The organism is Bradyrhizobium sp. 482_C4_N1_8 (assembly GCF_052075965.1).
GTDB lineage: Bacteria > Pseudomonadota > Alphaproteobacteria > Rhizobiales > Xanthobacteraceae > Bradyrhizobium > Bradyrhizobium barranii.
Map to the genome: position 1 here is coordinate 7,885,140 of NZ_CP197231.1, position 24,825 is coordinate 7,909,964.

Annotated in this window: 25 protein-coding genes and 1 tRNA gene; 14 read left to right on the forward strand and 12 right to left on the reverse strand. The window is 63.5% G+C overall.

Annotated features, from left to right (window positions below):
* Positions 1 to 14: 14 nt before the first annotated feature.
* From AB7Z56_RS37350 to AB7Z56_RS37370, 5 genes are all read right to left on the reverse strand, one after another.
* Entirely contained in the window at positions 15 to 482 is a 468-nt protein-coding gene (locus AB7Z56_RS37350) for a MarR family winged helix-turn-helix transcriptional regulator (RefSeq protein WP_028159428.1), read from the reverse strand.
* Between the two features lie 13 nt (positions 483 to 495).
* Complete coding sequence (locus AB7Z56_RS37355) at positions 496 to 2,106, reverse strand: acyl-CoA synthetase (RefSeq protein ID WP_063985499.1); 1,611 nt, start codon at positions 2,104 to 2,106, stop codon at positions 496 to 498.
* Between the two features lie 123 nt (positions 2,107 to 2,229).
* Positions 2,230 to 3,369, reverse strand: coding sequence for an epoxide hydrolase family protein (locus AB7Z56_RS37360; protein ID WP_063986690.1), 1,140 nt, complete (start codon positions 3,367 to 3,369; stop codon positions 2,230 to 2,232).
* A gap of 95 nt (positions 3,370 to 3,464) precedes the next feature.
* Positions 3,465 to 3,920, reverse strand: coding sequence for a GatB/YqeY domain-containing protein (locus tag AB7Z56_RS37365; RefSeq protein ID WP_028150679.1), 456 nt, complete (start codon positions 3,918 to 3,920; stop codon positions 3,465 to 3,467).
* Positions 3,921 to 3,953: 33 nt separating this feature from the next.
* Positions 3,954 to 4,682: an alpha/beta fold hydrolase gene (locus AB7Z56_RS37370; RefSeq protein ID WP_063985500.1), complete on the reverse strand. Its 729-nt coding sequence runs from the start codon at positions 4,680 to 4,682 to the stop codon at positions 3,954 to 3,956.
* 146 nt (positions 4,683 to 4,828) lie between these two features.
* Here AB7Z56_RS37370 and carA point away from each other — a divergent pair, with 146 nt between their 5' ends.
* A complete protein-coding gene (gene carA, locus AB7Z56_RS37375; RefSeq protein ID WP_063985501.1) occupies positions 4,829 to 6,019 on the forward strand; it encodes a glutamine-hydrolyzing carbamoyl-phosphate synthase small subunit in 1,191 nt (396 codons plus the stop codon).
* Between the two features lie 155 nt (positions 6,020 to 6,174).
* On the forward strand, positions 6,175 to 6,702 hold the full coding sequence (locus AB7Z56_RS37380) for a cupin domain-containing protein (RefSeq protein ID WP_063985502.1): 528 nt from the start codon (positions 6,175 to 6,177) through the stop codon (positions 6,700 to 6,702).
* Positions 6,703 to 6,825: 123 nt separating this feature from the next.
* Here the strand turns inward: AB7Z56_RS37380 and AB7Z56_RS37385 are convergent, their stop codons facing one another.
* Positions 6,826 to 7,350: a Dps family protein gene (locus AB7Z56_RS37385; RefSeq protein WP_063985503.1), complete on the reverse strand. Its 525-nt coding sequence runs from the start codon at positions 7,348 to 7,350 to the stop codon at positions 6,826 to 6,828.
* 115 nt (positions 7,351 to 7,465) lie between these two features.
* Between AB7Z56_RS37385 and AB7Z56_RS37390 the strand changes: the two genes are divergently transcribed.
* Together AB7Z56_RS37390 and AB7Z56_RS37395 are read left to right on the forward strand one after the other, a co-directional pair.
* On the forward strand, positions 7,466 to 8,167 hold the full coding sequence (locus AB7Z56_RS37390; protein WP_231143628.1) for a class I SAM-dependent methyltransferase: 702 nt from the start codon (positions 7,466 to 7,468) through the stop codon (positions 8,165 to 8,167).
* 54 nt (positions 8,168 to 8,221) lie between these two features.
* Positions 8,222 to 8,297 (forward strand) — tRNA-OTHER (locus AB7Z56_RS37395).
* A 132-nt stretch (positions 8,298 to 8,429) separates the two neighbouring features.
* On the opposite strand, the gene AB7Z56_RS37400 is transcribed toward AB7Z56_RS37395, so the two are convergent.
* Positions 8,430 to 8,801, reverse strand: coding sequence for an ArsR/SmtB family transcription factor (locus AB7Z56_RS37400; protein WP_028150674.1), 372 nt, complete (start codon positions 8,799 to 8,801; stop codon positions 8,430 to 8,432).
* Between the two features lie 112 nt (positions 8,802 to 8,913).
* Here AB7Z56_RS37400 and AB7Z56_RS37405 point away from each other — a divergent pair, with 112 nt between their 5' ends.
* From AB7Z56_RS37405 to greA, 3 genes are all read left to right on the forward strand, one after another.
* A complete protein-coding gene (locus AB7Z56_RS37405; protein WP_063985504.1) occupies positions 8,914 to 10,083 on the forward strand; it encodes an MFS transporter in 1,170 nt (389 codons plus the stop codon).
* A 144-nt stretch (positions 10,084 to 10,227) separates the two neighbouring features.
* Positions 10,228 to 13,692: a carbamoyl-phosphate synthase large subunit gene (gene carB, locus AB7Z56_RS37410; RefSeq protein WP_283017707.1), complete on the forward strand. Its 3,465-nt coding sequence runs from the start codon at positions 10,228 to 10,230 to the stop codon at positions 13,690 to 13,692.
* A gap of 210 nt (positions 13,693 to 13,902) precedes the next feature.
* Complete coding sequence (gene greA, locus AB7Z56_RS37415) at positions 13,903 to 14,376, forward strand: transcription elongation factor GreA (RefSeq protein WP_063985506.1); 474 nt, start codon at positions 13,903 to 13,905, stop codon at positions 14,374 to 14,376.
* A 119-nt stretch (positions 14,377 to 14,495) separates the two neighbouring features.
* On the opposite strand, the gene AB7Z56_RS37420 is transcribed toward greA, so the two are convergent.
* Positions 14,496 to 14,975 (reverse strand): Lrp/AsnC family transcriptional regulator, encoded by a 480-nt coding sequence (locus tag AB7Z56_RS37420; RefSeq protein WP_028150670.1) that lies wholly within the window; start codon positions 14,973 to 14,975, stop codon positions 14,496 to 14,498.
* Positions 14,976 to 15,240: 265 nt separating this feature from the next.
* On the opposite strand from AB7Z56_RS37420, the gene trxB reads away from it, so the two are divergent.
* From trxB to AB7Z56_RS37445, 5 genes are all read left to right on the forward strand, one after another.
* Positions 15,241 to 16,206 carry a thioredoxin-disulfide reductase gene (gene trxB, locus AB7Z56_RS37425; protein WP_063985507.1) on the forward strand — a complete coding sequence of 322 codons (966 nt, stop codon included), beginning with the start codon at positions 15,241 to 15,243 and terminating at the stop codon, positions 16,204 to 16,206.
* A gap of 5 nt (positions 16,207 to 16,211) precedes the next feature.
* Positions 16,212 to 17,135: a LysR family transcriptional regulator gene (locus tag AB7Z56_RS37430; RefSeq protein ID WP_027534296.1), complete on the forward strand. Its 924-nt coding sequence runs from the start codon at positions 16,212 to 16,214 to the stop codon at positions 17,133 to 17,135.
* A 463-nt stretch (positions 17,136 to 17,598) separates the two neighbouring features.
* Positions 17,599 to 18,507 (forward strand): 4-hydroxy-tetrahydrodipicolinate synthase family protein, encoded by a 909-nt coding sequence (locus AB7Z56_RS37435; RefSeq protein WP_063985508.1) that lies wholly within the window; start codon positions 17,599 to 17,601, stop codon positions 18,505 to 18,507.
* 115 nt (positions 18,508 to 18,622) lie between these two features.
* Entirely contained in the window at positions 18,623 to 18,793 is a 171-nt protein-coding gene (locus AB7Z56_RS37440) for a hypothetical protein (protein WP_161495798.1), read from the forward strand.
* A gap of 340 nt (positions 18,794 to 19,133) precedes the next feature.
* Positions 19,134 to 19,280, forward strand: coding sequence for a hypothetical protein (locus tag AB7Z56_RS37445; RefSeq protein WP_014492080.1), 147 nt, complete (start codon positions 19,134 to 19,136; stop codon positions 19,278 to 19,280).
* Positions 19,281 to 19,355: 75 nt separating this feature from the next.
* On the opposite strand, the gene AB7Z56_RS37450 is transcribed toward AB7Z56_RS37445, so the two are convergent.
* Positions 19,356 to 20,033, reverse strand: coding sequence for a ParA family protein (locus AB7Z56_RS37450; protein WP_028150667.1), 678 nt, complete (start codon positions 20,031 to 20,033; stop codon positions 19,356 to 19,358).
* A 432-nt stretch (positions 20,034 to 20,465) separates the two neighbouring features.
* The gene (locus AB7Z56_RS37455; protein ID WP_063985509.1) at positions 20,466 to 20,801 is read right to left on the reverse strand and encodes a hypothetical protein; all 336 of its coding nucleotides are present in this window, start codon (positions 20,799 to 20,801) and stop codon (positions 20,466 to 20,468) included.
* A gap of 372 nt (positions 20,802 to 21,173) precedes the next feature.
* Between AB7Z56_RS37455 and AB7Z56_RS37460 the strand changes: the two genes are divergently transcribed.
* Positions 21,174 to 22,118 carry an AEC family transporter gene (locus AB7Z56_RS37460; protein WP_063985510.1) on the forward strand — a complete coding sequence of 315 codons (945 nt, stop codon included), beginning with the start codon at positions 21,174 to 21,176 and terminating at the stop codon, positions 22,116 to 22,118.
* 20 nt (positions 22,119 to 22,138) lie between these two features.
* Here the strand turns inward: AB7Z56_RS37460 and AB7Z56_RS37465 are convergent, their stop codons facing one another.
* Complete coding sequence (locus tag AB7Z56_RS37465; protein ID WP_063985511.1) at positions 22,139 to 22,726, reverse strand: DUF4126 domain-containing protein; 588 nt, start codon at positions 22,724 to 22,726, stop codon at positions 22,139 to 22,141.
* Between the two features lie 242 nt (positions 22,727 to 22,968).
* Here AB7Z56_RS37465 and AB7Z56_RS37470 point away from each other — a divergent pair, with 242 nt between their 5' ends.
* A complete protein-coding gene (locus AB7Z56_RS37470; protein ID WP_063985512.1) occupies positions 22,969 to 23,196 on the forward strand; it encodes a hypothetical protein in 228 nt (75 codons plus the stop codon).
* Positions 23,197 to 23,271: 75 nt separating this feature from the next.
* On the opposite strand, the gene AB7Z56_RS37475 is transcribed toward AB7Z56_RS37470, so the two are convergent.
* Positions 23,272 to 24,762, reverse strand: coding sequence for a hypothetical protein (locus AB7Z56_RS37475; RefSeq protein WP_084795305.1), 1,491 nt, complete (start codon positions 24,760 to 24,762; stop codon positions 23,272 to 23,274).
* Between the last annotated feature and the right edge of the window lie 63 nt (positions 24,763 to 24,825).

The window sequence follows — 24,825 nt, forward strand, 5'->3', positions numbered from 1 at the left end:
GACTTGAGGAACCGTCAGTTGTTGTCGGCGATCGCCCCCATGACGGCCATCCATGCCGCCGCACCCGACGCCCCGGCGCGATCAAACGCTTCGCGCAGGACCTTGCGCTCGTGATCCGATGCCTTTTGCTCGATGCGTCGCCCGGCCTCCGTCAGGCGCAACAGCTTGGAGCGATGCTGCTCGGGTGCCCGCTTCGACGTCAGGAGCTTGCGCTCCAGCAGCAGGTTGAGCGGCCGGTTCAGGGCCTGCTTGGAGATGCCGAGGATCTCGATCAGCGAGCCGATCGCGATATCGGGACGGCGCGCCACCACGTAGAGGATGCGGTGGTGTGGACGCGACAGGCCCTGCTTCGCAAGATATTCGTCGGCCTCCAGCGTCATCCCGCGCCAGCCGTAATACATCAGCTCCAGCGCCGCATCGAGATCGTGCAGCTTCGGAAGTGAGGCGCGGTGAAGCCCCGCAGCTTGAGACGTCTTTGCCATTGTCTGAAAGAGCCTAACCCCGCGCCCGCAGCTCGCGCCGCAGCACCTTGCCCGTAGCCGTCATCGGCAGCGTCTCCGCGAACTCGACGAAGCGTGGATATTCGTGCGCGGCGAGTTGCACCTTCACGAACTCCTGGATCTCGCGCGCGAGCGTGTCGCTTGCCGCGAAGCCGGGACGCAGCACGATCCAGGCCTTGATCGATTCGGTGCGGATCGGATCGGGGATGCCGACCACCGCCGCCATCGCCACCGACGGATGCTTCATCAGCGTGTGCTCGATCTCGGACGGGCCGACGCGATAGCCGGCGGTGGTGATGACGTCGTCCTCGCGGCTGACATACCAGAAATAACCGTCCTCATCCCGGGTACCGAGATCGCCGGTCAGCAGGAATTCGCCGGCATATTTCTTCGCCGTCGCGTCTGGATTGCGCCAGTATTCGAGCATCGTGCACGGACATGGCTGGCGCACGCCGATGATGCCGCGCTGCCCCGTCGGCAGCTCCTCGCCCTTGTCGTTGACAATGCGGACGTCGAAGCCCGGCGTCGCCTTGCCCATCGACCCCGGGCGGATCGGAAACAGGTTGGAGTTGCTGCCGATCACGAGATTGCACTCGGTCTGTCCGAACACTTCATGCGCATCGATGCCGAACGTCTCGCGTACCCAGCCCAGCAGCTCGCCGCCGAGCGATTCACCGCCGGTGAAAATGCTGCGCAGCTTGACGCCCGGATGCTTCACGCCGGCCTGCCGCATCAGCTTCAGCGCGGTCGGCGGCAGGAAGACGTTGCGGACACCGAGGTCGGCCATCATCTGCATCGCCGCCTGCGGCTCGAACTTTCGCGCGCGGTGACCGACCAGGGGGATGCCGTGATACCAGAACGCGAACAGGCCGTTGACGAGGCCGCCGATCCACGCCCAGTCCGCCGGCGTCCACATCAGATCGCCGGGGCGCGGCAGGAAATTGTGGCACATCTCGACATTCGGCAAGTGGCCGAGCACGACGCGATGCGCATGCAGCGCGCCCTTCGGATTGCCTGTCGTGCCTGACGTGTAGATGATCAGGGCGGGATCATCGGCGGAGGTGTCGACGGTCGCAAAGTCCTCGGACGCGGTTTCGATCGCCGGCCAGAACGGTTTTGCGCCGGCGTGGACGGCGCCGCTCGTGATATAGATGTCCTGCAGATAGGGCAGCCGATCGCGGACCTTCGTGAGCTTCTCCCAGCCCGCCTCATCAGTGATGATGGCTCTTGCTTGCGAATTCGACAGGCGGAATTCCAGCGCGTCCTCGCCGAACAGCGCGAACAGCGGGATCGAGATCAGCCCGGAGCGGAACGCGGCCATATGCGCGATCGGCAGCTCCAGCGACTGCGACAGGAACACCGCGACGCGGTCGCCGCGCACGAGCCCATCGGCCTTCAGCACATTGGCGAAGCGGCGCGACATCTCCGCGACCTCGTCGAAGGAGGTACGCGTGGTTGCGCCGTTCTCGTCGACATAGACCAGCGCGAGGCGGCCCGTGCCGTCGGCATGGCGGTCGCAGCACGCCTCCGTCATGTTGAAGCGCGCCGGGACGTCCCAGCGGAAGTTACGATAGAGCTCGTCGTAGGTTGCGGCTTCGGTCAGCATGGTCGTTTCCCGGCAGCGTCGTCACGGCCGGGCTTGTCCCGGCCATCCACGTTCTTGTTGGACCTGAGTTTATGCGCGTGGGTGCCCGGGACAAGCCCGGGCATGACGATGCGGAGGCATCCCCTAACGGCGCACCGTCTGGAAGAATTTCCTGACGTCGCCAACATACAGCTCCGGCTGCTCGAATGCGGCGAAATGCCCGCCCTTCTCCATCTCGCTCCAGTGCGTGATGTTAGGAAAGTTCGGCTCCATCCAGCGCCTGACCGGCGTGATGATCTCCTTCGGGAATACGGCGACGCCGGTCGGCACGTTGACCCTGGGCGTGGTGCGGCGCTTGCCAAAACTCTCCCAATAGAGCCGTGCGGAGGAGGTCGCCGTCTCCGTTGCCCAATAGAGCATGACGTTGTCGAGCAGCTCGTCCTTGTCAAAAATATTTTCGGGATGGCCGTCGCAATCGGTCCAGGCCCAGAATTTTTCCAAAATCCAGGCCGCCTGCCCGCTCGGCGAATCCGTCAGGCCATAGCCGAGCGTCTGCGGCCGCGTCGATTGCTGCTTGGAATAGCCGGAATCGAGATCGACATAATGCTTCAGGCCGGCGAGCGCGCGCTTCTCTTCCGCCGTCGGCTCGCCCTCGACCTTCGGCGCCGCGTTGAAAGCGAGCGTGATGTGGATGCCGGCGCAGTGCTCGGCGTCCTGCGCGCCCAGCGATGTCGTCACTGCCGAGCCCCAGTCGCCGCCCTGCGCGCCGTAACGCGCGTAACCGAGCCGATCCATCAGCTTCGCCCAGGTCGCGGCGATGTGGTCGACGCCCCAGCCGGTGGTCCTTGGCTTGGCGGAGAAGCCAAAGCCCGGCAGCGACGGGCAGATCACGTGAAACGCATCCGCAGGATTACCGCCATGCGCGGCAGGATCGACCAGCGGCGCGATCACTTTCTGGAATTCGACGATCGACCCCGGCCAGCCGTGGGTGATGATCAGCGGCAGTGCGGACGGCTCCTTCGAGCGCGCATGCAGGAAGTGGATATCGAGCCCGTCGATCTCGGTGGTGAACTGGTCGAAGCGGTTGAGCTTTGCCTCGCGGGCGCGCCAGTCATAGCTGTTGGCCCAGTAGGCGCAGATCTCCTGGATCCATTTCAGCGGCGCGCCCTGGCTCCAGTCGTCGACCAGCTCCGCCTCCGGCCAGCGCGTGCGGGCGAGGCGCGATTTGAGGTCGGTGAGAATGTCGTCGCTGATGGCGATGCGAAACGGTTTGATGGCGCCGATCATCGGTTGCCCCCGATTTGTCTATCGGGAGAGAGTAGACCGAACTCACGCGGCATCAAAGGTGCACCTTCTCCCCTTGCGGGAGAGGGAAGAAGCTAGCCTGTCAGCGCCGCCTTCACCAGGCCGCTGGCCTTGCCGAAATCCATCTGACCGGCGTACTTCGCGCGCAACACCGCGATCACCTTGCCCATGTCCTTCATGCCGGCTGCGCCCGTCTCGGCGATCGCATCCGCGATCGCCTTCTTGACCTCGTCGTCCGACATCTGCTTCGGCAGATAGGCCGAGATCACCGCGATCTCCTCGCGCTCCTGGGCGGCGAGTTCGGCACGGCCGCCCTTGTCGTAGAGCTCGACCGACTCCTGGCGCTGCTTGATCATCTTCTGAAACACACCGAGCAGGTCGGCGTCCGACAGCGGCGGCTTGCCGTTGCCGCGCGCCTCGATGTCGGCGTTCTTGATGGTCGAGTTGACCATGCGCAGGGTGGACAGCTTGCGCTCGTCCTTGGCCTTCATGGCCTCCTTGACCGCGTTGTTGATGTCGTCGCGCAGCATGATCGTGATCCCTTCGAATATCCGACGCCTGATCTAGGCCGTTCGCGGCCCTGAGACAACCGGGGCGGCCAGCCATTCGACCAGCGCCCGCGTCGTCGCCCCGGGCTGCTCCGGCTGCGGCAGGTGCCCGCAACGCTCGAGGATCACCAGTCTCGCGCCCGCTATGCCCTCCGCCATCTCCTTGGAGAACGCGTTCGGAATCGTGTTGTCCTGATCGCCTGTCAGCACCAGCGTCGGGCATTTGATCGTCGCCAGCGTCGGCCGTGAATCCACCCGCGCAATGATCGCGGTCTGCTGCCGCAGATAGCCTTCGACCCCGACGTCCTCGCCCTGCTCATGCACGAGCTTTCGAATGCCGACATCGTCGCGGCGCGAGGGATGCACCAGCTCCGGAAACATCTCCTCGCGCGCCGCGCTCAGCTCGCCGCGCCTGGCCCGTTCCATCAGGCCGCGGCGGCGCGCGGTCGCTTCCGGTGTATCGGGCCGGGCCTGGGTGTTGATCAGCGCGAGCTTCAAAACCCGCTCGGGCGCCTGGCGCATGATCTCGAGCGCGATATAGCCGCCCATGGAGTGGCCGGCGAGCGCAAAGCGCGGCGGGGCCTCGCTCAGCACGCGCCGGGCGATCGCCGCTATGCTGTCGTCGCGGATATGGTTGGCAATCATCACCGGGCCGAACCGCCAGAGCGCGGGGACCACCGGGGCGTAGATCCGGGCCGAAGAGGCCAACCCCGGAACCAGCAGAAGCGGGGTGGTCTGGTCCATTATTGCCTCGCAAGCCCGGGAAATTGGCGGAAATTATTCTGCCAAGCTTAAGTGCCTGAGGAGACCTGTCAAATATGCAAAAACGCATGTGAATCGGCGCTCGTCCGCTTTGACGGCGGCGCCGGCCCGGACTATGAACCGGGCTCATGACACAACATGACAACGATACCGCCTGGCCGGACCATAAACCGACCGCGCTCCTCGTGCTCGCCGATGGCACGGTGCTCGAAGGCTTCGGTCTCGGCGCCGAAGGCCATGCCGTCGGTGAAGTCTGCTTCAACACCGCGATGACCGGCTATGAGGAGATCCTCACCGATCCCTCCTATGCCGGCCAGCTCATCACCTTCACCTTCCCGCATATCGGCAATGTCGGTACCAACGAGGAAGACATCGAGACGGTGAACATGGCCGCGACGCCCGGCGCGCGCGGCGTGATCCTGCGCACCGCGATCACCGATCCCTCGAACTACCGCGCCACCAAGCATCTCGACGCCTGGCTCAAGGCCCGCGGCATCATCGGCCTGTCCGGCATCGACACCCGCGCATTGACCGCGCTGATCCGCAGCAAGGGCATGCCCAACGCCGTGATCGCGCATGCCAGGAACGGCGAGTTCGACCTGCATGGCATGAAGGAAGAAGCGCGCGAATGGCCGGGCCTCGAGGGCATGGACCTCGTGCCGATGGTCACCTCGGGCCAGCGCTTCACCTGGGACGAGACGCCCTGGCTGTGGGACAAGGGTTTTGGCCGCCAGGACAAGCCGGAGTTCAACGTCGTCGCCATCGACTACGGCATCAAGCGCAACATCCTGCGCCTGCTCGCCGGCGTCGGCTGCAAGGTGACGGTGGTGCCGGCGACGACCTCATCGGAAGACATTCTGGCGATGAAGCCGGACGGCGTGTTCCTGTCCAACGGCCCCGGCGATCCGGCCGCGACGGGCAAATACGCGGTGCCGGTGATCCGGGACGTGATCAAGTCGGGCACGCCGACCTTCGGCATCTGCCTCGGCCACCAGATGCTCGGCCTCGCCGTCGGCGCCAAGACCAAGAAGATGCATCAGGGCCATCACGGCGCCAATCATCCCGTGAAGGACGAGACCACCGGCAAGGTCGAGATCACCTCGATGAACCACGGTTTTGCGGTGGACGAGGCGACGCTGCCGAAGGGCGCGACGCAGACCCACATCTCGCTGTTCGACGGCTCCAATTGCGGCATCCAGCTCGACGGCAAGCCGGTGTTCTCGGTGCAGTACCACCCCGAGGCCTCTCCAGGCCCGCGCGACTCGCACTATCTGTTCCAGCGCTTCGCGGATCTGATGCGGCAGAAGAAGAGCGCGTAACGCCGGCTCTCCTGCAATTGCCTTGACGACATCGAGCCCGGGCCTTGACCCGGGCTCTTGTCATTCCGGGCTCGACGCTGCGGTTCGCCCGGACGCAAGGAACGTCGTCTCACGCCCCTCGTTGATTCCTGCTACGCTCACGCAGGAGCCCTGCCATGTCCGTTGTCCGCGACAATGCCGAGCCACGCGCCATCGTGTTCGAAGATGACGGGCTCGTGCCGAACAACATCCTTCCCTTCCTGGTCTATCGGGGTGCGGTGAAGCTCGATTCCAGGCGTCCCGAGGCGACCATCGAAAACCTGTTCGAAGCGAATAGCTGGGGCGGCACGTGGCGCAACGGTGTCTACGACTATCTGCACTATCACGCGACGGTGCATGAGGTGCTCGGCGTCGCGCGCGGAAGTGCCCGCGTCCGCTTCGGCGGCGATCATGGCCAGGAGCTGGAGATCAAGGCAGGCGACGTCGCGATCCTGCCTGCCGGCACGGGGCATCAGTGCATCAGGGCGAGCGACGATTTCTGCATCATCGGCGCCTATCCGCCGGGATCGAAGATGGTGGTGACGCGGGCAACTCCGGAGAACCACGCCAGGGCACTGAAGACGATTCCCGAGGTCGCGCTGCCGCCGGCCGATCCGGTGACGGGCAAGAACGGGGCGTTGATGAGGCTGTGGAGCCGGCCATAAGCGCGACGCCGTAGGGGGGGCAAAGCGGAGCGTGCCCACCAATCAGTTCAAGCCGCAAGGATAGATGGTGGGCACGGCGCGCAAGAAGCGCGCCTTTGCCCACCCTACGCAGTCGCGTACCCCCTACGCCTCGTTGCCACCCTCCTGGCGGGTGGCCTCGAACAGGAACCACGTCCGGCGCTCGGTCTCGTCGATGAAGTTTTCGAGGATGCTGGCGCTGGCGACATCGCCGGCGTCGTCGCAGACCTCGTGTGCCTTGCGCATCGCGCTCGCGACGTGCTTGTTGTCCTGCATCAGCTCGCGCAGCATCTCGCGTGGCGGGACGTAGTCCTCGTTGTTGTCCTTGATGGTCTGGAGTTTGGCGACCTGGCCGATCGACTTCAGCGTGGTGCCGCCGATCTTGCGGACGCGTTCGGCGAGCTGGTCGGTGGTGGCGAAGATCTGGTCGGACTGCTCGTCGAGCAGCAGATGATAGTCGCGGAAATGCCGGCCGCTGATGTGCCAGTGGAAATTCTTGGTCTTCAGATAGAGCGCGAACGCATCAGCCAAAAGCACGTTGAGCGCCTCAGAGACCTTCTTGACCCCATCGGGCGACAGATCGGTGGGGGTATCGAGATCGGGCGAGACCTTGGTGGGGGCTTTGCTCACGGGAAACCTTCCTGTTAGGACGCGGACATTGACGGCGCGCCGTCGCACCCCTAACGCAAGGCGGGCAGCGCCGGTTCCTTGACAGGAACCGTTTGGCCGGGACCTACGAAATACCATGGACGATTGGATCGATTATTACGACTCCACGCATACGATCTATGTCAGCAAGCTGCATCGCGACTTGCACTTCCAGATCATCGCGCGGGACATCATCGGCTACATCTCATCGCCCGAGGCGACCGTGCTCGACTATGCCTGCGGCGAGGCGCTGTCGGCGAGCCAGGTGGCCGCGGCCTGCGGCAAGCTGATTCTCGCCGAGCCCGCCCCCGGCGTGCGTGGCCGGCTGATCGCGCGATTTGCCCCGAACACCAGGATCCGCGTCCGCTCCCTCGACGACGTCCGCAAAATGCAGGACCAGTCGATCGACCTCGCGGTGATGAACTCGGTCGCGCAATACATGACGCCGGACGAGCTCGATGCCGCGCTTGTGAACATCCGGCGATTGCTGACCCCATCCGGCAAGCTCGTGCTCGGAGATATCTTGCAGCCCAATGTCGGCATGTTCAGGGATGTGATGGCGCTGCTCAGCTTCGGCCTGCGTCACGGCTTCCTGAAGGACGCGCTGATCGGGCTGATCAGCACCGCGCTGTCAGATTACCGTCATCTGCGCACGCGCATCGGGCTCCAGCGCTATAGCGAGGACGAGATCGTCGCCAAGCTGACCGCGGCCGGCTTCGCTGTCCAGCGCGCCCACACCAATATCGGCCATAATCGCTGGCGCATGACCTTCATCGCGCGGCCGCCTCTGGTCCGTTAAGCATAATGACTGCCCGAGGTGGCTTGTCACACGCCGATAGGTAAAGATCGTCGCGGCCCGGTGGCGGAAGCGTCTACGCGAGGGCGGTGCAACGCTCTTCATCCTGGTTCAAATCCAGGCCGGGTCTCCAGCCTTCGCTGGCTCCGCCAGCTTCGGCTAGGCAAGCCGTATCGTGCGAAGGCTGCCTCGGCGAAGCCCGAAGGGCGAAGACGGGCACGCTTCGACGGACCGCCCAAAGCGAATTCTCGAAAACTCGCAAACTTCAATCCACTTCAACCGTTTCGCACTCCGACAGCAGCTGTAGCCGGTCGGCATCCTTGGCTGCGGAGCTGAGGACAGCATCGAGCAGCCCCGGAAAGCGTGCGTCCAGATCCTCGCGGCGGAGCCGCATGAAGCGGTTGGTGCCCGCCACGCGCGTCAGCATCAGGCCGCATTCGCGCAGCTTGGCGAAATGGTAGGCGAGGTTGGATTTGCCGGAAAGGCCGCTGAAGTCGCCACAGCAGAGTTCGCTGCTGACACGTTCCTGCTGGGCGAGCTGATAGACGATGGCCAACCGGATCGGATCGCTCAGGCAATCCAGAACCATCGGCAGCTCGATCTGCTCGCGGGTGGGATGAAGGGGCGTGCGGCTCATGGTCTGGAATCATAGCAAACTGACCGTGATGTTCAATAGTTCTTGAACCAATTGACTTCTTAGCCTTTGCATTCAATAGTTCAATAAACGTTGAACATAGGGATATCGTCCAATGAGCGTGTTCTGGCTGGCTCTCGCGGCCTTCGCGATTGGTACGGAAGGCTTTGTCATTGCAGGGCTTTTGCCATCGATCGCCAGCGATCTTTCGATTTCCGTCCCGGCCGCCGGCCAATTGGTCACCGCCTACGCCCTCACCTATGCGGTGGGTTCGCCGATCCTGGCGGTGACGCTGAACAATATCGACCGCCGCACCGTGCTGGCCCTGGCGCTATCGACCTTCATTGCCGGAAATCTCGTCGCGATGGTGGCTTCCAGCTACGCCCTGCTGCTGGCCTCCCGCATGCTGATGGCGCTGGGCTCCGGACTGTGCATGCCGACGGCGCTCGCCGTATCGGTGGCGGTCGCCGCGCCCGAACGGCGCGGCCGCGCGGTGGCGCTGGTCACCTCGGGCCTCACGATTGCAACCGTGATCGGCGTCCCGCTCGGCAATCTCGTCGGCAGCCTGCTCGGATGGCGCGCGACCTTTGCCATGGTGGCCCTGATCGGCGCGGTTGCGCTTGCCGGCCTGCTGCTTGGCCTGCCCCGCGGCCTGCCGCGCAACACCGCCTCGCTCAGCGAACGGCTGGCAGTGGCGCGTCACAGCAATGTCGTGATCGCGCTGCTGATCACCATCTTATGGGCGCTCGGCGGCTTCACCGTGTTCACCTATTTCGCGGTCCCGCTGCGCGGCCTCGGCTTCGACGCCGCGCAGATCAGCCTCGCGCTGCTGGTGTTCGGCGGCGCCGCCGCCATCGGGAACATGCTGGGCGGTGTCCTGGCCGACCGGCTCGGGACTCTCGCCACCGCAGGCCTCGGGCTCGCCGGCATGGCGAGCGCCCTGATCCTGCATTCGCTGGTCCTGAAGTTGATGCCTGGACAGGCGCATTATGCGGTGCTGGGCGCGATCTTCCTCTGGGGCATCTCGGGCTGGGCGTTCTATCCGGCCCAGGTCGCTAGCATCATCCGGATCGAGCCGCAGGCCTCGATGATCGCACTCTCGCTCAACGCCTCCGCCATGTATCTCGGCTTTGCCATCGGCGGGGCCCTGGGTGGCGCGGTGCTGGCCACCCTTTCGCCTACTGATCTTGGCTGGATCGGCGGATCGAGCGTTGCGGCCTCGCTGCTGGTGCATCTCGCCCGTGGCTGGCAGGCACGGCCAAAACCCGTCAAAATTGCCGGTTGATGGGCGTTTTTCGGGGTTTCGCCGCCCCGAAAACTGGTCTAAGACCCACCCGCGCGCGAGGGGAGACCCCGCGCTCTCGGCTCAAGGGGACGCGCGGCAAGCGCGCCCTTTTTTTGTGCCCAAAATCCACTTCGGCGAGAGTTGATGCCCAAACGTACAGACATCACCACCATCCTGATCATCGGCGCTGGTCCCATCGTGATCGGCCAGGCCTGCGAGTTCGACTATTCGGGCACGCAAGCGGTGAAGACGCTGAAGGAAGAGGGCTATCGCATCGTCCTCGTCAATTCCAATCCGGCCACCATCATGACCGATCCGGAATTGGCCGATGCGACCTATATCGAGCCGATCACGCCCGAGATCGTCGCAAAAATCATCGAGAAGGAACGTCACGTCATTCCCGGCGGCTTCGCGCTGCTGCCGACCATGGGCGGACAGACCGCGCTGAACTGCGCGCTGTCGCTGCGCCGGCAGGGCACGCTGGAAAAGTTCGATGTCGAGATGATCGGCGCGACCGCGGATGCGATCGACAAGGCGGAAGACCGTCAGCTGTTCCGCGAGGCCATGACCAAGATTGGACTTGAGACGCCAAAGTCGCGGCTCGCCAACGCGTCCGAGTTGAAGAAGTCCTTCCGCGACAAGCACCGGGCCGAACGCGAGAAGCTGTCGGGTGCCGCCCTCGAGGAACACGAACGGCAATGGGTGCTCGGCGAAAGCGACCGCCGCAAGCGCTACCAGGAATATGCGCTCGGCCAGGCGCTGATGGCGCTGTCCGAGATCGGCCTGCCCGCGATCATCCGTCCCTCCTTCACGATGGGCGGCACCGGCGGCGGCATCGCCTACAACAAGGAAGAATTCCTCGACATCATCGAGCGCGGCCTCGATGCGTCTCCGACCAACGAAGTGCTGATCGAAGAATCCGTGCTCGGCTGGAAAGAGTACGAGATGGAGGTCGTGCGCGACAAGAAAGACAATTGCATCATCGTCTGCTCGATCGAGAACCTCGATCCGATGGGTGTGCACACGGGCGACTCCATCACGGTCGCGCCGGCGCTGACGCTGACCGACAAGGAATACCAGATCATGCGCGACGCCTCGCTGGCGGTGCTGCGCGAGATCGGCGTCGAGACCGGCGGCTCCAACGTGCAGTTCGGCGTCAATCCCGAAGACGGCCGCATGGTCGTGATCGAGATGAATCCGCGCGTGTCGCGGTCGTCCGCACTGGCCTCCAAGGCCACCGGCTTCCCGATCGCCAAGGTCGCCGCCAAGCTCGCGGTCGGCTACACGCTGGACGAGATCGCCAACGACATCACCGGCGGCGCGACGCCGGCCTCGTTCGAGCCGACCATCGACTACGTCGTCACCAAGATTCCGCGCTTCGCCTTCGAGAAATTCCCGGGCGCGTCGACCACGCTGACCACGTCGATGAAGTCGGTCGGCGAAGTGATGGCGATCGGCCGTACCTTCCAGGAGAGCCTGCAGAAGGCGCTGCGCGGACTCGAGACCGGCCTGACCGGGCTCGACGAGATCGAGATCGAGGGGCTAGGCCAGCACGACGACAAGAACGCGATCCGCGCCGCGCTCGGCACGCCGACGCCGAACCGGCTGCTCCAGGTCGCCCAGGCCATGCGGCTCGGCTGGTCGAACGAGGACATCTTCAACTCCTGCAAGATCGATCCGTGGTTCCTCAGCGAGATGCGCGGCATCGTCGACATGGAGGAGAAGGTCCGGAAGAACGGCCTGCCGGGCAACGCCTTCGGCATGCGCACGCTCAAAGCCATGGGCTTCTCCGATGCGCGGCTCGCCGTGCTGGTGGCGTCGACGGAGGCCGAGGTGACAGCGAAGCGCCACGCGCTCGACGTCCGCCCGGTGTACAAGCGCATCGACACTTGCGCGGCCGAGTTCGCCTCGCCCACCGCCTACATGTATTCGACCTATGAGGCGCTGTTTGCGGGCGCGCCTGCGGACGAGAGCTCGCCGTCGGACAAGAAGAAGGTCATCATCCTCGGCGGCGGGCCCAATCGTATCGGCCAGGGCATCGAGTTCGACTATTGCTGCTGTCACGCCTGCTTCGCACTGCATGACGCCGGCTACGAATCCATCATGGTCAACTGCAACCCCGAGACGGTGTCGACCGACTACGACACCGCCGACCGGCTCTATTTCGAGCCGCTCACCGCCGAGGACGTGCTGGAGATCATCGCGAAGGAGCGCACCAACGGCACGCTGCACGGCGTGATCGTGCAGTTCGGCGGCCAGACCCCGCTGAAGCTGGCGCGCGCGCTGGAAGCCGCCGAAGTGCCGATCCTCGGCACCTCGCCCGACGCCATCGACCTTGCCGAAGACCGCGACCGCTTCAAGCGCGTGCTCGACAAGCTCCGGCTGAAGCAGCCGAAGAACGGCATCGCCTATTCGGTCGAGCAGGCGCGCCTGGTCGCAACCGATCTCGGCCTGCCGCTGGTGGTGCGCCCGTCCTACGTACTCGGCGGCCGCGCGATGCAGATCATCCGCGAGGAGAACCAGCTCAGCGACTATTTGCTCGGCACACTGCCAGAGCTGGTGCCGGCCGACGTCAAGGCGCGCTACCCGAACGACAAGACCGGGCAGATCAACACCGTGCTCGGCAAGAACCCGCTGCTGTTCGACCGCTATCTGTCCGATGCAACGGAGATCGACGTCGACTGCCTCTGCGACGGCAAGGACACTTTCATCGTCGGCATCATGGAGCACATCGAGGAAGCCGGCATCCATTCCGGTGACAGCGCCTGCTCGCTGCCGCCGCACTCGCTCGACGCCAGGATGATCGAGGAGCTGGAGCGGCAGACGCGTGAGCTGGCGCTCGGCCTCGACGTCGTCGGCCTGATGAATGTGCAGTACGCGATCAAGGACGGCGAGATCTACGTGCTCGAAGTCAATCCGCGCGCCTCGCGCACGGTGCCCTTCGTCGCCAAGGTGGTCGGCACGCCGGTCGCCAAGATCGCAGCGCGCATCATGGCCGGCGAGAAGCTCGCCGACTTCAAGCTGAAGAAGGCGGACTTCAAGCATGTCGGTGTGAAGGAATCGGTGTTTCCGTTCGCCCGCTTCCCCGGCGTCGACACGGTGCTCGGCCCCGAGATGCGCTCGACCGGCGAGGTGATGGGCATCGACAGCTCCTTCGCGATAGCCTTTGCCAAGAGTCAGCTCGGCGGCGGCACGCGGGTGCCGCGCAAGGGCACGGTGTTCGTCTCGGTTCGCGAGAGCGACAAGACGCGCATCGCCGAGGCCGTTCGCGAATTGCATTCGCTCGGCTTCAAGGTGCTGGCGACATCGGGCACGGCGCGCTTCCTGACCGATCAGGGCATCCCGACCGAGAGGGTCAACAAGGTGCTTGAGGGACGGCCGCACATCGTCGATGCCATCACCAATGGCGACGTCCAGCTCGTCCTCAACACTACCGAGGGCCCGCAGGCGCTCGCCGACAGCCGCTCGCTGCGGCGCGCGGCCCTCTTGCATAAAGTGCCGTATTACACCACTCTTTCCGGGGCCGTGGCGGCCGCGCAGGGCATCCGCGCCTATCTGGGCGGGGACCTTGAGGTTCGTACCCTGCAGAGCTACTTTTCGGAAACCTGATCGCTAGCAACGGCGACGCTTCCGCTAAGTGACTGGCAATGAAGCCACAATGGCCGGAGGAACTGTCCGGCCGTTGTGGTTGTTCTGTTCCGGCGCCAGACCCACATAACCGTTCCGGTGGCCGTATACTCAGCCCCGGAAGTACTGACGAATCAAGGTTGCCGCGCCCTGTGTCTTGCCGGGGCGCGCGGCCGAAGGACGAGAGAAGAGATGGAAAAGGTTCCGATGACAGCGGGCGGCTTTGCCGCGCTCGGAGAAGAATTGAAGAGGCGCCAGTCCGAGGACCGTCCGCGCATCATCGAGCATATTGCGGAAGCGCGCTCGCACGGCGACCTGTCGGAGAACGCGGAATATCATGCCGCGAAGGAAGAGCAGTCCCACAATGAGGGCCGCATCGCCGAGCTCGAGGACAAGCTCGCGCGCGCCGACATCATCGATATTTCCAAGCTGTCCGGCGACACCATCAAGTTCGGCGCCACTGTGACGCTGGTCGACGAGGACACCGAGAAGAAGACGGTGTGGCAGATCGTCGGCGAGGTCGAGGCCGACGCCAAGAAGGGCCGCATCTCCATCACCTCGCCGCTCGCGCGCGCGCTGATCGGCAAGAAGAAGGGTTCAACCGTCGAGGTCAACGCCCCCGGCGGCGCCAAGGCGTATGAGATCACCAAGGTAGAGTGGCGGTAAGGATTTGCCGCTAAGCGTGATGATGTTTTGAAAAGGCCGCGCCCTGCGCGGCCTTTTTGTTTCGGGGTATTGCGAGGGCCGTGTGCCTCTCCCCGCAAGAACCGGGAGAGGGAGAAGGCTTACCTTCTCCCCTTCACATCAAGCGGCACGGCCGCCTCGTATTTCGAATTATGCAGCACCAGCGACGTGCGCACGTTACGCACATGGGGTGCGGCGGTGAGGTGCGTCACGAAATCCTGGAAGGTGGCCATGTCCGGCGCGACGCATTTCAGGATGAAATCGACCTCGCCCGACAGCATCCAGCATTCCCGCACCAGGGGCTCGGCACGGACGAACTCCTCGAAGGCGCGCAAATCCGCCTCGGCCTGGCTGGACAGGTGCACGGCGGCGAACACAGTGACGTCGAAGCCGAGCTTGCGGGCGTCGAGCAGGCCGCGATAGCCGTGGATATAGCCCTCCTCCTCCAGCGCGCGGACGCGGCGGAGGCAGGGTGGCGGCGAGATGCCGACGCGCTTGGCCAGCTCGACATTCGTGATTCGACCGTCGGCCTGGACCTCGGTGAGAATTTTCAGGTCGATCTCGTCTAGGTTCCGCGACACGTGATTGGAACTCCTGGCCTTTGCGGCTGTATTGGTGGATTTGACGCAATCCTCATAGCCAGTCCGCAGCAATTGCGCAATTTTATTGCGCGTGCAGCGCAATCGACTTTTGTTCCCTGTTGGAAAAATCCGCCGACAGGGAATGCAATTCTTGCATAGCTCACCAGAAGGCTTAGATTAGCTCTGATATTTCAGCGCTTCCGCGACGCCTCCCGGCACGTTCCGCACCCGCGCTGCAGATCCCCCGTGAAAGGCGTCCGTCAAAATGTCTGCCACTGTTCATGCAAAGGTCGTCATTATTGGCTCCGGCCCCGCCGGCTACACGGCGGCGATCTACGCCGCGCGCGCAATGCTTGAGCCGATCCTGATCCAGGGGATCCAGGCGGGCGGCCAGCTCACCATCACCACCGACGTCGAGAACTATCCGGGCTTCGCCGACGTGATCCAGGGCCCCTGGCTGATGGAGCAGATGGAGAAGCAGGCGGTCCATGTCGGCACCAAGATCGTCTCCGACCTGGTCACCAAGCTGGAGACTATGCAGCGGCCGTTCCGCCTCACCTGCGACAGCGGCGACGTCTATCTCGCCGACAGCGTCATCCTTGCCACCGGCGCGCAAGCGCGCTGGCTCGGGCTCCCGTCGGAAACGAAATTCCAGGGCGGCGGCGTGTCGGCCTGCGCCACCTGCGACGGCTTCTTCTACCGCAACAAGGAAGTCGTGGTGGTCGGCGGCGGCAATACCGCGGTCGAGGAAGCCCTGTACCTCACCAACCATGCCTCGCAGGTCACCATCGTGCATCGTCGCGATCACTTCCGCGCCGAACGCATCCTGCAGGAGCGTCTGTTCAAGCACCCGAAGATCAAGGTGGTCTGGGACTCGGCTGTCGACGAGATCTGCGGCACCGAGAACCCGAACAAGGTCACCCATGTCCGCCTCAAGAACGTCAAGACCGGCGCGCTCACGAACGTGAAGACCGACGGTGTCTTCATCGCCATTGGACACGCGCCGGCGACCGAGCTCGTGAAGGACCAGGTCAAGCTGAAACGGTCGGGCTATGTCGAGGTTGCCCCGAACTCGACCGCCACCTCGGTGCCCGGCCTGTTCGCCGCCGGCGACGTCGCCGATGAGACCTATCGCCAAGCCGTGACGGCTGCCGGCCTCGGCTGCATGGCAGCTCTCGAAGCCGAACGTTTCCTGGCCCTGCGCGCCAGCGAGCGCGCTGCAGCGGAATAAAGATCATGCCTCGAACACGCGACGGATTTACGGATATGGATTGGGACAAGCTGAAGGTGTTTCACGCGGCGGCGGAAGCGGGCAGCTTCACGCATGCGGGCGAGCAGCTCGGCCTGTCGCAATCGGCGGTCTCACGCCAGGTCTCGGCACTGGAGCAGGAGCTCTCGGTCTCGCTGTTCCACCGCCACGCCCGCGGCCTGATCCTCACCGAGCAGGGCGACCTGCTCTTCCGCACCGCGCATGACGTGTTCATGCAGCTGCAGGCGGCGCGCGCCAAGCTGACCGACAGCCGCGAGCGGCCGAGCGGCGACCTCAAGATCACCACCACGCCCGGCGTCGGCATCAACTGGCTGATCCCGCGGCTCGGCGAATTCACTGCGCTCTATCCGGAGATCCGGATCTCGCTGATCGTCACCGACGAGGAGCTCGACCTGTCGATGCGCGAAGCGGACGTCGCGATCCGCACCCGCAAGCCGACGCAGCCGGATCTCATCCAGCGCAAGCTGTTCGCGATGGGCTTCCACGCCTATTGCTCGCCGGATTACATCAAGCGCTTCGGCACGCCGCGCACGCTCGAGGAGCTCGACTCCCACCGCATCATCACGCTCTCCGACGGCAACTTCGCGCCGCATCTTCAGAACCGCAACTGGCTGGTCGAAGCCGGCCGCAACGGCTCTGGTCCGCGCGAGGCCTATTTCAGAGTGAACAACATCCTCGGCCTCGTCCGCGCCTGTCAGCAAGGCCTCGGCATCGCGGCGCTGCCGGATTATCTGATCGAGGAACAGAGCCGCCTGGTGCAGCTGTTCGGAGAATCGGATTCGATCCAGCTCGACACTTATTTCGTCTATCCCGAGGAGTTGAAGACGGTCGCGCGCGTGCAGGTGTTCCGCGACTTCGTGGTGAGCAAGGCGCAGCGCTGGCCTTCCTGATTTCCGCATGTCTGACATGCGACCTGAACGGTTGCTGCATGGCGCTCGTCGAGCCCATAATGTTTCCACGCTGAGCCTTCGCGTTGCGCATTTGTCCCCCTCCTCCAGTGGCGCGGGAGTTCAGTAATCCCTCTTGGAAGGTGATTGTGTCGGCCTCACGTGGCCAATACCTTAAGCCGGGCTCGCTTGAGCCCGGCTTTTTTTCTGTCCCATTCTGGTTTCACGTTCCGCGTGTATTGACAGTTCCACGTACACCCCGCATCATTTGCGAATGATCACGAAGTCGTGCGCAATCTCGTTCAAGGCAGTCGCCTCGAAAAAAGGCCCCCATCCGGGGACCTCGGATTTTTGCGCGCGCTAACACAGCTTCGTCATCGCTAGCAAATCCCGAAACCCCGCCGCCTGGACGGGGTTTTTTCATGTGCCCTCCGTCTCAGGTTTTTTCCCGAGAAGGAGATGGAACATGACCGGTCTACAAGATCATTTGCACGGACTCTGGCTGCCGCTGGTGACGCCGTTTCGCGACGGCGCTATCGACGAGAGGTCGTTGCGGCGGCTGACGCGACATTACAGCGGACAGGCCGTCGACGGCTTCATCCTGGGGGCGACCTCCGGCGAGGGCATGACGCTGCGCGAGGTCGAGCTCGAGCGTCTCGTCGCCATCGTGCGCGACGAGATGGCGACGGAGCGCCGCAGCATTCCGATCTGCCTCGGACTGTCGGGCGCGGACACTTCGCGGCTGAAGGAACGCCTCGACGAGACCGCGGACTGGCCGATCGACGGTTATCTGATCGCGAGCCCCTATTATGTGCGGCCGTCGCAGCGCGGGCTCCTGGCTCATTTCGAAGCCCTTGCCGATCACGCGGCGTGGCCGATCGCGCTCTACAACATCCCCTATCGCACCTCGGTGAACATCACCAACCAGACGCTGCTGCGGCTTGCCGAACATCGGAACATCGTCGGGCTGAAGGATTGCGGCGCGAACCGCGATCAATCCATCGCGCTCCTGCGCGACAGGCCGAAGGGCTTTCGCGTGCTCACCGGCGAGGATGCGAACTACCTTGAGGCGCTCACCGACGGCGCCGACGGAGGCATCGTGCTATCCGCCCATGTCGAGACCGCGACGTTTGCGGCCGTGTATGCCGAGGTGAAGCGAGGCAACCACGACGCGGCGCAGGCGCGCTGGCACGAGGTCGCCGAGCTGACGCGCCTGTTGTTCACCGAGCCGAGCCCGGCGCCGGCGAAGTACTGGCTGTGGCGGTGCGGCCTGATCGACAGCCCCGAAGTGCGCCTGCCAATGGTGGAAGTGAGCAGCGAGCTCGCAGCCCAGATCGACCGCGAGATCGAGCGACGGATGAAAGTCGCCGCGTAGCGCCTCCGCTTCCTCTCTTCACACGCACGCCGCCACCCCCTTCTCCCCGTGCGGGAGAGGGAAGGCAGCGTCGTGTCCGCTCGACACCATCTCAATCCGGAAAAGAGATCGACCTATGGACATTCGTCAATGGCGCGATGCGCTGAAGGCGGCATGGGAACGCGTTTCATATGCGAGCGAGTTATCCGACTGGCTGCGGCGCGATATCGGATTGACCGCGGATGAGGTGAAATCGCGCGCGGACTACATCGACGAGATCAGAAGGAAATACAGCGAGTGGGTTTAGCGGCGGCGCGAGTCCTTCACCCTCCCCTGGAGGGGGAGGGTCGGTCGCGCGCAGCGCGAGCGGGGTGGGGTGATCTCTCCACTCGGGCACTGTTGGCTGCGGAGGCACCGTCACCCCGCCCCGCTACGCATTTCACTTCGCGCAATGCGTAGCGACCCTCCCCCTCCAGGGGAGGGTTAGAACGTGCCCGTAGTTAACCCGCGCGAACGCGCGCACCGCGCTGGCATGGTTAATCCGTGGTAGCACCTGTGTTCGAATGCGCCCGAAATTGCGATCCGGATTCTTAAAACATCGCGGCTATCACTGGCGCCCATAAGCGAAGAAATCGCGGGGGCGTTTTGTGAATATCCAGAATGAAGTGGCGTCGCATTACGACGCCGGACAGCAGAGCTTTACCACCGAGGACATTCTCTGGGCCGCCGGCATTTGGTCGGTGATCCTGACGCTGTCGCCGGTCATCGTGTTCTACATGCTGATGGTGGCGTAACGCATCTCCACCGGGCCAAAACGCAAAACGCGCGGACTTCCGCGCGCTTTCCGTCCGGGGAATGATTTATGAAAATTATGCCGCCTGCTTGTGCATTGCGCCGGATGCCGACGCCGTGCCGCGAATAGCCTTCACTGAACGCTCGATTGCCGCCCACAGCCTTGCGATTTCCTGGGCCGCACGGCTCTCGGCCTGATACTCGCGCGCGCCTTCGCCGTGGCTGAGCGCCATCAGCAAATCCGAACGGTTGGTGATCTGGCCGCCCCACACCGGCGCGCGGAATTTCGCCAGCGCCTCGCGGGCGATGGTAACGATCGGGCTTTCGGACTCGTCGCGGCGCGCCGGCGCACCGTTGAGCACGACCGCGTAGGGCTTGCGCGCCGCGCGGCACATCTGGATGGTTTCCTGCACTGCGTTGACGTCGAACACGCCGGGACGTGCCGGAATGACCACCATGGTCGCGTTCTTGATCGCGTCGTCGACGACGGCCGAGAGATTCGGCGGCGTGTCGATCAACACCCATTCATAACCGTCGCGCTTGGCAGCGGAGACGATGCCGCTGACCGAGTTCACGGCAGCCTTGATCGGCGGCTCGTTGGTGCCGCGCAGCTTGTGCCACAGCGTCAGCGAGCCCTGCGGATCCGCGTCCACGAGCATCACCTGCTTGCTCGCCTTGATCTGCGCGGCGAGATGTGCGGCCAGGGTACTCTTGCCCGAGCCGCCTTTACGCGATGCAAAAACAATTACGTTCATACCTCTGGCCTCCAGATTGACCCCAGATCACGAAAATGAATCACCGCGCTGATTCGGGAAAGAAAAATTTACCGGCAGTTGCCTCAGAGCCACGAAATAACAAGACGTGTTGGCTTTTGAGTCACACTGCTTCGCGCGACCAGGATACCAATCGCAACGAAACGCCCTTCACGCCGGCAATCCCACGCTTTTTCGGCAGCAACGCGGGAAAAACGGAATGCAACCTCGCCGCGCAAACCCTCTCGCGACTCTTTTCCGTCGAACGCGCTGGTAATTGTCGCAGGCGTCCGCACGGCGAGGCGAACAAAAGGAGTCCGGAGGCTGGCGCGCAGCTGATGCCGGCAACACACATGCAGGGGACACCGACGCGAAGACGCTTCGCGCTGTTGCCCTGACGCGACGAGCTTCAAAGAAAGAACGCTGGCCCCGCGCTCAGCTTTCGCTGGATTTCTTCTTCTTGGCCGCCTTCTGCGAAGGCTTGGTGCTCTTCTTGGCCGTCGGCTTGCCGGCGCGAGCCTCGCCGGGCTCAGGTCCCTGACGGAAGAACACTTTGCACTGCGGCGAGAGCTGCGATTTCTTCTGGATCATGCAGGCGGTGATGGCATCGACGTTCGGAACGAACTCGCCGCACAGCCGCATCGCGTCCGGCGAGCAGGCCTGCTGCTCCTCCTGCGTGTAAGCGAAGCCGGCGCCGGGATGGACCAGGACGGCGAGCGCAATGCCCGAGATCGCAGCAGCCAAGGATTCTTTGAAACGGAGCGCCGGCATCGATCCCCCCACATGTCGAGTTAGAGCGAATAGTGGGTGAACGGGCGTTCGTTGGCAACGAGGCCTGAAGCGAAAACGGCCACCTGTGCGCTCCGGGCAACAGGCCGGTCGGCCCGGCGCGGTCCCATCCCGGGCACGATGTCGCGCTATCAGGCTAAGCCTTTGGCAGGGCTGGCGAGATCGGGTCCGCGCGCGGCTTCAGCTTCGGTCCAGCAAAAAAACGCGAAAACAACCCCATGCACAGTAGCCAGGCCACGGCGGCCATTTACGGATTTTACGAAGTCGATTTGACTCGTCGGGCAAAACAGCGGCATGATGGCATGATCGAGAACGTGGGGTGGTCGTGTGATGTCCCCGTGAGATGAGGGGCGCATGGCCACAGTGTTGATCGTCGCGCCGGTGTTCGCCCTGATCGCGGCCGGCTATGCGTCGGTGCTGTTTCGCTTCGTCTCCGAGACCGCGCACAAGGGCATCTCCGAATTCGCCTTCAGCATCGCCATTCCGGCGCTGCTGTTCCGCACCATCGTCGTGTCGGAATTCCCCGATGTCAGCCCCTGGCGGATGTGGGGCGCCTATTACGGCGCGCTCGCCATCACCTGGATCGCGGCGCTGGCGCTCTCGGCATGCTTGCGCGAACGGCGCGAAGACCGCGAGGACGGCGTCGTGTTCGCGATCGGCTCGGTCTACGGCAACATCGTGATGCTCGGCATTCCGCTGGTGCTCTCAGCGCTCGGCAACGAAGCCGCAGGCCCGATGTCGCTGATCCTGTCGGTGAACACGCCGCTGCTCTGGCTTTGCGGCATCCTCCAGATGGAGCTTGTCAGCCGCAAGCGGACGGGCTCGGTCCTGTCGGTCATCCGCCCCGTGCTCGCGGATCTCGCGCGTAATCCGCTGATGCTGGCGATCGGTTTTGGCGTGGTCTGGCGTTTTACGGGGCTCGGCCTCAACCCCGTCGTCGACCGAACGATCGAACTGCTCGCGCAGGCGGGTTCGCCGGCGGCGCTGATCGCGCTCGGCATCAATCTGTTTCGGTTCGAGGTGAAAGGCGAGATGCTGAGCGTCGCCGCGATGAGCGCGCTCAAGCTGCTGGCGATGCCGGCGGTGGCGTTCGTGCTGGCAAAGCTGCTCGGTTTGCCTCCGGTCGCGGCCGGCGTGATCGTGCTGTTCGCGGCGATGCCGACCGGCGCGAACGCCTACATCTTCGCGGCGCAGTATCAACGGCTGGTGAACCCGGTGTCGGGGGCGGTGGCGCTGGGGACGCTGCTGGCGGCGGTGACGCTGCCGGTGGTGGTGGTGATCGTGGCGGGGGTGAGGTAGCCGCACGAGCAGTCACGCGGTCATCCCGGTTGATCCGTGCGAGGAGCTGACCTCCGCAAGCGCAGGATCAAACGTATCGCCAGCCAGAGCATCAGAACGACGAGCACGAAGGCGGCAACCGGCGCAGCCAGGGCAAGAAGCGATACGAGGAGTGCACCGCCCAGTTCGGCGGTCGCAACGGTTGAGTTGCCGAGGCCAGCCGTCAGGACCGTCGATTTGGCCCGCACGGCCGCGGTGACGCCATGCACTATGCCGGCCGCGCCGCCACCCGCGACGATGGCGGCCGTCCATTTCATCATCGGTGGAAGATCTGCCATGGTCGCCGCCGACAGGATGGCTCCGGCGATCACGGCGACAGGCGCGGCGATGACATCGAGCACATTATCCACGCCGGGAATGAAATACGCACCAACCTCCAGGAGCGCGGCCACGCCAAGCATGAGCATTGCAGCAGGTGTTCCAAGCCACGCGAAACCGTCGCCCAAAGGAAGCGAACCCGAGTAAGCGGCCACGCTGGCAACCAGCATCGGCAGGAACACCCGGAAGCCCGTCGCGGCCGCAAGACCGACACCGAGCGCAATCGACAACGCGAGATCGGAGTTCGACATGAGATCCCCAACGATTGTTGCGCTCGAATTTCCTCGAAGGTTAGACGTGATGCGGCCGAGGTCATTTGGATGAGAACGGCCATCGACGCAGATCGCAACGCGCAATCAGGCTACATCGCGGAGGATGATCAAACCAAGCCAGAAATGTTGACGTAGCCGATCACTGCGCATTTCTTCCACTTCGAGTTCAAAGGCGAGCAGCATCGCAGTGATGGGCGCGCTCAAGCTTCTGGCGACGCCCGGTGGTCGCGTTCGTGCTGGCAAAGCTGCTCAACCTGCCGCCGGTCGCGGCCGGCGTGCTGTTCGCGGCGATGCCGACCGGCGCGAACGCGTACATCTTTGCGGTTCAGTATCAGCGGCTGGTGAACCCGGTGTCGGGCGCGGTGGCGCTGGGCACGCTGCTGGCTGCGGTGACGCTGCCGCGTGGTGGTGGGGGTGAACGTGGCGGGGGGGGAGGTAGCTTTGGTTAGCGTGCGCGTGTCCGCTGCGTGCTCAACGCGCTGCACAAGTGCATAGGCGGGCGTTGAACGAAAACATTACTTCGGTCAGCTCCCCTCCTCTTGCCCCCTCACCAACCCCAAGAGCCGGCGGAACTCCTCATCGTTCGAATCGCTCTTCCAAAAATTGATGAATTGGCAAACTACTTGAAGGTTGCCTGCCTCGTAATGACCGTCGCTGTCGATCCGATCCAGCGATGGCAGGAGGTTCTTGTTCGCATTGGGATTGACAAATTCAAACGGGATTCCGGTTAAGGCGCAACAGTTACCCTGTAGATCAAGCAAAGATGCGATAAGCTTCTCTAATTCAGCCGCAGTCATCCGCAATTCTTTGTTCTTCAAAATCCGTTGGACGCTTTGTCCGTTGGCGTTCCTTACCGTATTCTCGACCGACAGGCGCATTTCGATGATGGACTTCTCGCGTCCGCCAAGGATGCGCCCATCGTCTCTGGCGCCTGGCGCTTTAGCGATCGAGCCTTCCGATTCACGCTTTAGCAGCGTCGAAAAAACCCAGCAGAAGGTGTGTGCGTCAATAAGGCGGATATGTCTTAGGCCGGCGCCCTCTTCAATAAGCGGCCGCAACGAAGCGAGCGTACGGTTGTACGTCGAATAGTTCTCCCAGCCACATTGGAGTATGGTCGAAAAGTATATATTGAGTGCTCGAAATGCGCGGTCGAAACCGGTTGGCTGAATCGGCATAAATCGATCCATGTCCTTAAGAAAGAACAGATAGGCCAACAACGGATATTTGCGGGCCGTCAGATCGCTCAGTCGATCAAATGTTGCGCCTTCATCAGCGTTGCCTCGATAGAGTCCAAAAAGTAGACCTTCGATGTCACGGCGAAGCTTCGGTTTCGCCCGCGCTTCCAACAACTCCCGATGGTCGCGGTTGGCATGACCGTAGCGGTTTTGCCAGAACACAAGATTATTCGTAAGTTTGCGGCCACTGTCCTGTATCTCAATAGCCTCGATCGTACGCTCCAAGATCGCGCCTGAGCCGATACTCTCTTCCGTCCATTCCCCTGCTCGAAGCAATCCAAGGGCATGATCACGCAGACGCGGCTTATAGCCTTCCCAGACCGCAGCAAGTCCTTCGTCAAACCCTTTGAACGGATGACCGGACTTTGTCGTGACGAGTCTCTGGAAGCGTGCGAACGCTTCGCTGAAGGCAGACGGGTCAATGTCAGCGGCCATAGTCGGCCGAGCAGCGTTTCCGGAACCGGCATACCAATCAAGAAACCTGTCCAAAGCGCCGGGGCTATCGACTTCGACACGCAGCGTGGAGGGCGACCGAAGCCGTAAAAGCGGCCCGTTGATGTTGGAGTTTCCGTTTGAGGGATTATCCATCAGGCGCACACCATCGAGCTTCGGTGGAGCCGGCGGCTCGAACCAAATACGTGTTTCGCTGGCCTCGCGATGAAGGGCCAGGACCTTCCCGGTTGGCGTCGAGAAGCCGATCACATAGTCGGTGGGCGGTTTAGCGGGCTTGCCCAACCGTGACCTAAGAGTTGCTTCAGCGTCTGCAGTCACGAGCGGCATTCACAATCTCCGGCTTGCAATACCCGGCCGCTATCTGCTTCGGCCTTCCATCCCCATGAGGCC

What these genes read in the sequence shown, in the direction of transcription:
- AB7Z56_RS37350 (WP_028159428.1), bottom strand. Translation starts at nt 482, where the DNA reads ATGGCAAAGACGTCTCAAGCTGCGGGGCTTCACCGCGCCTCACTTCCG.
- AB7Z56_RS37355 (WP_063985499.1), bottom strand. Translation starts at nt 2,106, where the DNA reads ATGCTGACCGAAGCCGCAACCTACGACGAGCTCTATCGTAACTTCCGC.
- AB7Z56_RS37365 (WP_028150679.1), bottom strand. Translation starts at nt 3,920, where the DNA reads ATGCTGCGCGACGACATCAACAACGCGGTCAAGGAGGCCATGAAGGCC.
- AB7Z56_RS37370 (WP_063985500.1), bottom strand. Translation starts at nt 4,682, where the DNA reads ATGGACCAGACCACCCCGCTTCTGCTGGTTCCGGGGTTGGCCTCTTCG.
- carA (WP_063985501.1), top strand. Translation starts at nt 4,829, where the DNA reads ATGACACAACATGACAACGATACCGCCTGGCCGGACCATAAACCGACC.
- AB7Z56_RS37380 (WP_063985502.1), top strand. Translation starts at nt 6,175, where the DNA reads ATGTCCGTTGTCCGCGACAATGCCGAGCCACGCGCCATCGTGTTCGAA.
- AB7Z56_RS37390 (WP_231143628.1), top strand. Translation starts at nt 7,466, where the DNA reads ATGGACGATTGGATCGATTATTACGACTCCACGCATACGATCTATGTC.
- AB7Z56_RS37400 (WP_028150674.1), bottom strand. Translation starts at nt 8,801, where the DNA reads ATGAGCCGCACGCCCCTTCATCCCACCCGCGAGCAGATCGAGCTGCCG.
- AB7Z56_RS37405 (WP_063985504.1), top strand. Translation starts at nt 8,914, where the DNA reads ATGAGCGTGTTCTGGCTGGCTCTCGCGGCCTTCGCGATTGGTACGGAA.
- carB (WP_283017707.1), top strand. Translation starts at nt 10,228, where the DNA reads ATGCCCAAACGTACAGACATCACCACCATCCTGATCATCGGCGCTGGT.
- greA (WP_063985506.1), top strand. Translation starts at nt 13,903, where the DNA reads ATGGAAAAGGTTCCGATGACAGCGGGCGGCTTTGCCGCGCTCGGAGAA.
- trxB (WP_063985507.1), top strand. Translation starts at nt 15,241, where the DNA reads ATGTCTGCCACTGTTCATGCAAAGGTCGTCATTATTGGCTCCGGCCCC.
- AB7Z56_RS37430 (WP_027534296.1), top strand. Translation starts at nt 16,212, where the DNA reads ATGCCTCGAACACGCGACGGATTTACGGATATGGATTGGGACAAGCTG.
- AB7Z56_RS37435 (WP_063985508.1), top strand. Translation starts at nt 17,599, where the DNA reads ATGACCGGTCTACAAGATCATTTGCACGGACTCTGGCTGCCGCTGGTG.
- AB7Z56_RS37440 (WP_161495798.1), top strand. Translation starts at nt 18,623, where the DNA reads ATGGACATTCGTCAATGGCGCGATGCGCTGAAGGCGGCATGGGAACGC.
- AB7Z56_RS37450 (WP_028150667.1), bottom strand. Translation starts at nt 20,033, where the DNA reads ATGAACGTAATTGTTTTTGCATCGCGTAAAGGCGGCTCGGGCAAGAGT.
- AB7Z56_RS37455 (WP_063985509.1), bottom strand. Translation starts at nt 20,801, where the DNA reads ATGCCGGCGCTCCGTTTCAAAGAATCCTTGGCTGCTGCGATCTCGGGC.
- AB7Z56_RS37460 (WP_063985510.1), top strand. Translation starts at nt 21,174, where the DNA reads ATGGCCACAGTGTTGATCGTCGCGCCGGTGTTCGCCCTGATCGCGGCC.
- AB7Z56_RS37465 (WP_063985511.1), bottom strand. Translation starts at nt 22,726, where the DNA reads ATGTCGAACTCCGATCTCGCGTTGTCGATTGCGCTCGGTGTCGGTCTT.
- AB7Z56_RS37475 (WP_084795305.1), bottom strand. Translation starts at nt 24,762, where the DNA reads ATGCCGCTCGTGACTGCAGACGCTGAAGCAACTCTTAGGTCACGGTTG.